The sequence below is a fragment of the Streptomyces hiroshimensis genome, assembly GCF_014650335.1.
Taxonomy (GTDB): domain Bacteria; phylum Actinomycetota; class Actinomycetes; order Streptomycetales; family Streptomycetaceae; genus Streptomyces; species Streptomyces hiroshimensis.
In genome coordinates, this window is record NZ_BMUT01000007.1 from 184,063 (window position 1) to 191,848 (window position 7,786).

At 72.5% G+C, this 7,786-nt stretch carries 4 protein-coding genes; 3 read left to right on the forward strand and 1 reads right to left on the reverse strand.

All coding sequences use genetic code 11. The features are described 5' to 3' along the window. Positions 1 to 414 precede the first annotated feature (414 nt). Positions 415 to 4,305, forward strand: a complete 3,891-nt coding sequence (locus IE241_RS17800; RefSeq protein ID WP_190022748.1) for a type I polyketide synthase — start codon at positions 415 to 417, stop codon at positions 4,303 to 4,305. Positions 4,306 to 4,425: 120 nt separating this feature from the next. On the opposite strand, the gene IE241_RS17805 is transcribed toward IE241_RS17800, so the two are convergent. After that, positions 4,426 to 4,818 carry a DUF6233 domain-containing protein gene (locus IE241_RS17805; protein WP_190022749.1) on the reverse strand — a complete coding sequence of 131 codons (393 nt, stop codon included), beginning with the start codon at positions 4,816 to 4,818 and terminating at the stop codon, positions 4,426 to 4,428. A 553-nt stretch (positions 4,819 to 5,371) separates the two neighbouring features. Between IE241_RS17805 and IE241_RS17810 the strand changes: the two genes are divergently transcribed. Continuing rightward, the gene (locus IE241_RS17810; protein ID WP_190022750.1) at positions 5,372 to 6,046 is read left to right on the forward strand and encodes a GTP cyclohydrolase II; all 675 of its coding nucleotides are present in this window, start codon (positions 5,372 to 5,374) and stop codon (positions 6,044 to 6,046) included. Beyond that, on the forward strand, positions 6,043 to 7,755 hold the full coding sequence (locus IE241_RS17815; RefSeq protein ID WP_190022751.1) for a WD40 repeat domain-containing protein: 1,713 nt from the start codon (positions 6,043 to 6,045) through the stop codon (positions 7,753 to 7,755). Before IE241_RS17810 ends, IE241_RS17815 begins: the two co-directional genes overlap by 4 nt. The last annotated feature ends 31 nt before the right edge of the window (positions 7,756 to 7,786 follow it).

Below are 7,786 nucleotides of genomic sequence, written 5' to 3' on the forward strand. Positions count from 1 at the left end.
GCCACCGCGAACAGCTCCGCTCCGAGTGCGGGCCGGGGAAACGGGCCGGACGGAGATTGGCCGGAGCACCCCGCCTGGTGACCGCAGGTAACACCGCTCTGCCGACCAGCTCGCAGCCCCGCCCGGCGGGCATGAAGGGCGGGCGCCCCTTACCAAGTTGACAACTTTCACTGTGTTGTGTGGACCGGCCACGCATGGTGTGTGAACGTTGCACAAGGACAGCGGATCTCGTCAGGGAGCCGTCAGAAACTCGTCAGATACTTGTCAACGAGTATTTCCCGAGGAGCGTCAGCAGCTCCACGGACGCCCGCACGCACGCCCGTGCCCGGCTTCCTGCGAAAGCACCCCCCGATCCGGGACTTCCGCCGCTCCTTCATGCCTCTGCACTCGCCCGCACGAACGGAATTGAGACGCATGCACTTTCAAGAATCAGTAGCCCTCGTCGGCATCGGCTGCCGCTTCCCCGGCGGTATCGACTCCCCCGAATCCTTCTGGGACTTCCTGGCCGGCGGCAAGGTATCGGTGGAATCCACTCCGGAGGACCGGTGGCGCGCCTACACAAAGATTAGCCCGGAGTTCACCGAGGCGTTGCGCAGGGCCGAACGGCCGGGCAACTTCATCGGTGCCGTCGACGGCTTCGACGCGGAGTTCTTCGGTATCGCGCCGCGCGAGGTCGAGCTGATGGACCCCCAGCAGCGGCTGGTGCTGGAGGTCGCCTGGGAGGCGCTGGAGCACGCCGGAATGGCACCCCGCTCGGTGGCCGGCTCCGACGCCGGGGTCTACATCGGCACCTGCTCGGACGACTACGGGCGCCGGCTGCTGGAGGACCTGCCGCGCATCGAGCCCTGGACGGGCATCGGCGCCCAGCTGACCGGCATCGCCAACCGCGTCTCACACGTGCTGGACCTGCACGGGCCGAGCTTCGTCCTGGACTCCGCCTGCTCCGCCTCCCTGGTGGCCGTGCACCTGGCCTGCCAGTCCCTGCTGGCGGGCGAGACCTCGCTCGCGCTCGCGGGCGGCGTGAACATCATCCTCTCCCCCGCCTACACCCTCACCCTCGAAGCGGCCGGCGCGCTCTCCCCCGACGGGCGCAGCAAGCCCTTCGACGCGGAGGGCGACGGCTACGGCCGGGCCGAGGGCTGCGGGGTGCTGGTCCTCAAGCGGCTGTCGGACGCGACGCGCGACGGCGACCGCGTGCTGGCCGTGATCAAGGGTTCGGCCGTCGCGCAGGACGGCCGCACCAGCGGCATCATGGCCCCGAACCCCGACGCGCAGCGCGATCTGCTCCGGCTGGCCTGGGAGCGGGCCGCGGGCCTGGACCCGGCGACCGCGGGCTACATCGAGGCGCACGGCACGGGCACCCGGCTCGGCGACCCGGTCGAGGCCTCGGGGCTGCACGCGGTCTTCGGCGCGGGCCGGCCCGCCGACAGGCCGTGCTGGATCGGCTCGGTGAAGTCCAACATCGGGCACGCCGAGCCGGCCTCGGGCGTCGCGGGCATCATCAAGGCGACGCTGATGCTGCAGCGCGCCGAGATGGCGGCGACGGTCCTCACCAGCGAGCCCAGCCCTGACATCCTGTGGGAGGAGTGGGGGCTGCGGCTGGTGACCGAGCACCAGGTCTGGCCCAAGGGCGACACCCCGCGGCGTGCGGGCGTCTCGGGGTACGGCTACGGCGGCACCATCGGGCACGTCGTCCTGGAGGAGGCGCCCGAGCCGGCCGAGGAGAGCGCGGAGGAGCCGCTTCCGGGCCTGCCGCGGCTGTTCCCGCTGTCCTACCGGAACCGGGCGGGCGTCGCCGAGTACGCGTGCCGCCTCGCCGACTGGCTGGAGCGGCACCCCGACACCCCGCTGTCCTCGGTCGGCCACACCCTGGCCACCCGCCGCTCCCACCTCGACCACCGCGTCACCGTGGTGGCGGACGGCCGGGCGGAGCTGGTGGCAGCCCTGCGGGCCGTCGCCGCCGGGGAGGCGGGCGAGCAGGAACCGGACAACGTCGCCGAGGGCACGATCCGCCCGGGGGCGGGCGACGGGACGGTGTGGGTCTTCTCCGGCCACGGCTCGCACTGGTCCGGGATGGCCCGTGAACTGCTCGCGGGCAACGCGGTGTTCGCGGACGTCATCGAGCGCCTGGAGCCGGTGTTCCGCACCGAGCTGGGCTTCTCGCCCCGGCAGGCCATCGTCTCCGGGGACTTCGAGGCCGTCGACCGGGCCCAGTCGATGATCTTCGCGGTGCAGGTGGCGCTCGCCGAGGTGTGGCGCTCCTACGGGCACCGGCCCGCCGCCGTCATCGGCCACTCCGTGGGCGAGCTCGCCGCGGCCGTCGTCTCCGGGGCGCTGTCCCTGGAGGACGGCGCCCGGCTCAGCGGGCGCAGGTCCTCGCTGCTGCGCCGGGTGGCCGGCAAGGGCGCGATGGCCATGGTGGCCCTGCCGTTCGACGAGGTGGCCGCCCGCCTGGAAGGGAACGCCGCGGTCTGCGCCGCGATCGCCTCCTCCCCCGCTTCGGCCGTGATCTCGGGCGACGCGGAGGCCGTCGCCGCGCTCGTGCGGGACTGGGGAGCGCAGGGCGTGCCCGTCCGCGACGTCAACTCCGACGTCGCCTTCCACAGCACCCACATGGACCCGCTGACGGAGGGTCTGCGCGAGGCCCTTGCGGAACTGCGGCCGCGCACGCCGCAGGTGCCCCTCTACAGCACGGCGCTCGACGACCCGCGGGCGCAGGTGCGCCACGACGCCGGCTACTGGGTGGCCAACCTGCGCAACCCCGTGCGCCTCGCCCAGGCCGTCACCGCCGCCGTCGAGGACGGCCACCGCCGCTTCCTGGAGGTCTCGCCGCACCCGGTCGTCTCCCACTCGATCGGCGAGACCCTGGCCCACCTGGACGTGAGCGGCGGCCACGTCGCCCACACCCTGCGCCGCAACCGGCCCGAGCTGCGGACGCTGCTGCTGAACCTGGCCTCGCTGCACAGCCACGGCGCCGAGGTCGACTGGAGCGCGCAGTACCCGGCGGGCCGGATCGCGGAGCTGCCGCCGATCGCCTGGCAGCACCGCCGCCACTGGACCGACTCCGTGCTGCCCGCGGGCGCCGTCGTCGCCCACGGGCACGACGTGACCGGGCACACGCTGCTGGGCCCGCCGGTCGACGTCGCGGCCTCGACGCCGCTGCGCATCTGGAACACCTATCTGGACGACGCCGTCCGGCCGTTCCCCGGCGGGCACGCGCTGCACGGCACCTCGATCGTCCCGGCCTCGTCGATCATCCACACGTTCCTGGAGGCCGCGCCGGGGCAGGGCGGGAGCAAGGCGCTGTTCGACGTCTCGCTGAAGTTCCCGGTCGCGCTGGCGATCCCGCGCGAGGTGCAGGTCGTACAGGAGGGGCTGACGCTGCGGCTGAGCACCCGGCCGGCGGGCCCGTCCGGCACGTCCGGGCCCGGCAACTGGCTGACCCACACCACCTCGTCCACCATGGCCGCCGACGCTCCGCCGTTCCCGGCCGGCATGCTCTCCGTGGCCGTGCCCCAGGATCTGACGGCGGCGGACCCGTCGGTCGTGATCGGGCGCCTGGACGCGATCGGCGTGGAGGGCATCGCCTGGCCGTGGACGGTCGAGGAGCTGCTGACCGGCGACGGCGTCATACGCGCCCGGGTACACGCGCCCGCCGTACCCGGCGACCAGGTCACGTGGGCGCCGCTGCTGGACGCGGCCCTCGGCATCGTCCCGGTCATCTACGGCGGCCCGCCGACCGTCCGGATGCCCGCCCACATCCGCGAGGTCCGGGTGGTGGGCGAGGCCCCCGAGACCGGCTGGGTCGACATCCGGCTCGTGGACCCGGCGACGGACACCGTCGACATCGTCATCAGCGACGAGCAGGGGCAGCTGCGCGCGTGGCTGCCGGGCACCCGCTTCGGGGCCCTGCACGAGAACGGCGCGGCGGGCGGTGACACGGCGTCCTCCGGCCCGGAGCCGCTGGCCGCGGACGGGGCACCGGCGTCCGCCGAGGACGATCCGGCGCGCTGGCGGGAGCTGCCGGCGGACGTGCTCGCCGCCCGCGTCGGCGAGGAGATCACCGGTCGGCTCGCGCGGGAGATGAAGATGCCGGCCGCCGAGCTGGACCCGGAGCGGCCTCTGACCGACCTCGGGCTCGACTCGGTGATGTCGATGCGGGTCTGCGCCCAGCTGGAGAAGCTGCTCGGCGTGCGACTGCCGGTGACCGTGCTGTGGAACTACCCGACGGCGAAGGGGCTGGCGGGCTACGTCACCTCCGTCCTCGCCCCGCAGGACGAGCCGGCGGAGGTCTCCGCCGCGTAGCCGCGGGAAGGCCGCACCGGCAGCCTGTGCGCGGTGCCCCGGTGGGGCCGCGCACAGGCCGCCGTGCGGCTCGGCAGCGCTTCCGGCGGACCGCTGGACCAGCGGGGTGGACCGCTGCCGCTAGACCAGCGGGGTAAGGAACCGTTCCGGCTGACAGGCCTCGCAGGGGAGGGCGTTGCGCGCGAGGAGCTCCTCGCGGGCCTGCGCCGTGGACATGGTGGCCTCGCCCCCCTTCGGTACCCAGCATCCCGCGTGGTGCAGCTCGTGCATGTTCCGGCCGGATCCACGGTGCGTGGTGACCGGCCACACGGCATGTTCCATGTCGGCCCGGTACGGCGGGCGGCCGTCCCCCGCGCGGTGGCCGCCGGAGGCGGGCGGGTCCTCCTCCATGTACTCGTCGTCGGTGAGGAGTTGCAGGACCACGGCGCGCACCCAGTCGCGCGGGTCCATCCCCGACTCCTGCGCGGCCGCCGTGATGAGGGCGAGTTCGTCGTCGCTGAAGAGCTGCTCCATGCCGCGCGACGGTAGCAGCGCGGGGGCCCCGGCGGGTGGTGGTTGCGCAGGTCGCAGTACCGGCGCACGGAGTACCCCCGCGGTGCCCCGCGGCGGTTCCCGGCGGCCGGGAGATTAGCCCGAAGGAGTGACGCCGGGGAGTAACTCGACCGACAGGCGGCGGCTCGGCCGGCCGGCGGCGGTCTGGCGCCACCGCGCCGGCACCGATGAGATGCCCCGTGAAATGTCTGTGAGACGTCGTGAGATGTTCCCGGTCGTCAGAAGCCATCAGAGGCCGCCCGAGGGCCGGCTGACGGAACGGAGACAGAACCGGATGAGCTGTTTCCGATCAAGAAATCCTGACCGAAGATCCCGATCCGCCCGGATCGCACGGTAAGAACTGACGCGCCAAAAGCTTTTAGCTTCCAAACGAACAGATCGGATGGTTCGGTACCGCCGTCAAATGATCTCGGTACCCGTACCGGTACGGACCGTGCTGTCCACGCTGCTCTCCGCACCCATGCTGTGACTGCGCCCTGGGGTTCGGGGCGTGCTCGCTCTACGGGAGGAAGCAGTGCCCAAAACACTCCATGGGGAGGACACCCCGCTGCACGGGACGCCGGTGGAACCGCCGGAGGGGTCCGTGGGCGTCAGAGCCCGCGTCGAGATCCCCGTGCAACGGGCCGACGGGGCCTGGACGCCCGGCCAGATGGTGACGTTCACCGGGCTCGGCGACGGGCTCGAGCACGTGGCGGTGCAGTTCGGACCGATCGCGGACGTCCCGCTGGTCCGGCTGCACTCCGAGTGCCTGACCGGTGACGTCTTCGGCTCCGCGCGGTGCGACTGCGGTCCTCAGCTGACCGAGTCCATGCAGCTGCTCGCCGCCTCCGGAGGCGTCCTGCTCTACCTGCGCCAGGAGGGCCGGGGCATCGGGCTGTACAACAAGCTCGACGCCTACCGCCTGCAGGACCAGGGCCTGGACACGTTCGCCGCCAACCGCGAGCTGAACTTCTCGGACGACCTGCGGGACTACCGCTCGGCCGCCCAGATGCTGCAGGCGCTCGGGGTGTCGCGGATCAGGCTGCACACCAACAACCCCGACAAGGCCGCGCAGCTCGCCTCGTACGGCGTCGAGGTCGTCGAACAGGTCCGTACCGGAATCTTCCGTAACGAGAACAACGACCACTACCTGCGCGCCAAGGCCGAGTACGGCGGCCACTCGATCGAACTCGTGGAAGGAACAGCGTGATCCAGCACCGGGGACCCATCAGCGGCATCGCGGCCTGGCAGCATGCCTACGTCGCCACCGCCGGCTACGACAACCAGGTCATCTGCTGGGACCAGCGGACCGGAACGGCCATCGCCCGCTCCTTCCACGACCACCTGGCCAACCAGTGCGCGTTCTCGCCGGACGGACGCCACCTGGTGACCTCCTCCAGCGACTACACCGCCCGCCTGTGGACGGTGCCGGACCTGCGCCTGGTCGCGGTCCTCGCCGACCAGGAGGACGACGTGGAGATGTCCGTCTTCCACCCGTCCAAGGAGCTCATAGCCACCGCCTCCCGGGACCACCGGGTGCGGGTCTACGACTTCACGGGCGCCCTCGTCGCCCGCTTCACCGGCCACACCGCCGACGTCATCTCGGTGGAGTGGGCCCGCGACAGCGACGAGCTGATCTCCTCCAGCGACGACGGCACCATCAAGCGCTGGTCGCTGGAGACCGGCGGGCTGATCGCCGACCTCGACATGGACGGCATCGAGACCGACACCATCGCCATCTCCTCCGGCGGCACCATCTTCGCGGGCAACGACGAGGGTCAGATCATCGTCGTCGGCCCCACCGAGCGCTCCGTGCTGCCGGCCCACGAGGCGGGCATCAAGCGCCTGGTCCTGGACGACGCCCGCAACCTGCTGGTCAGCCTCAGCTACGACCGCACCATGCAGCTGTGGGACGTCGCCTCGGGCGTCCCCGAGCGGCGCGACACCACCGCCCTGCCCGACGACGTCTGGCCCCGCTCCTGCGCCTTCGCCGGCGGCTCCCGGCTGGTCTTCGCGACCTTCGGCGCCGGCTACCGCGGCTACGACTACGAGGGCAAGGCCTGGGACGCCGCCGAGGTGCCGCCCACCCAGGGCGTCAACGCCGTCCTGCCCACCGCCTCCGGCACGCTGACCATCGGCGACGCGGGCATCGTGCACCGCGGCGACACCGGCGTCGTGCACCACGAGGGCGAGGTCGTGGCCCGCACCGGCAGCCTGTGCAACTTCCTCACCCCGCTCGGCGGCCTGGTGCTCTCCGGCGGCCAGCTCGGCAAGGTCTTCGACGCCCTGACCGGCCGTGAGCTCCACCAGCACCGCTCCCCGCTCAACTGCGGCGCGGCCTTCGAGCGCGACGGCGCCTCCTACGCGGTCGTCGGCGCCTACACCGGCGAGGGCCTGCTGCTGCGCCTGACCGGCGCCGGCGAGGCCGAGCACGTCGAGGACCTGCCGCTGCACACCAACGCCGTCAAGGGCGTCGCGGTCTCCGGCGACCTCATCTTCTCCGTGGCCGCCGACGCCTCCGCGACCTGGTACCGCATCTCCGACCTCACCAAGGTCGCCACGATCGAGGACGCGCACGACCGGATCGCCAACGGCTGCGCGGGCCTGGGCGAGGGCTGGTTCGCCAGCGTCAGCCGCGACCTGAAGCTGCGTATCTGGGACCCGCAGCAGCGCGCGGAGGTGCTCGACACCCCGCACACCCACTCCATCAAGTGCGTCGCCGCCTCCGGCGACGGCCGCGTGGTCGCCTCGGGTGCCTACAACGGCCGCATCGCGCTCTACGACCGCACCGCCGGCGAGTGGACCACCGTCGTCCGCCCGACCACCGCGGGCATCTCGTCCCTCACCTGGGACGCCGAGCGCAAGGCCTTCGCCGCCTCCTCCTACGACGGCCAGGTGTACTACACGCCCGTGATCTAGCACGGGCATCAGCACCGGTCGCGGGGGGGGG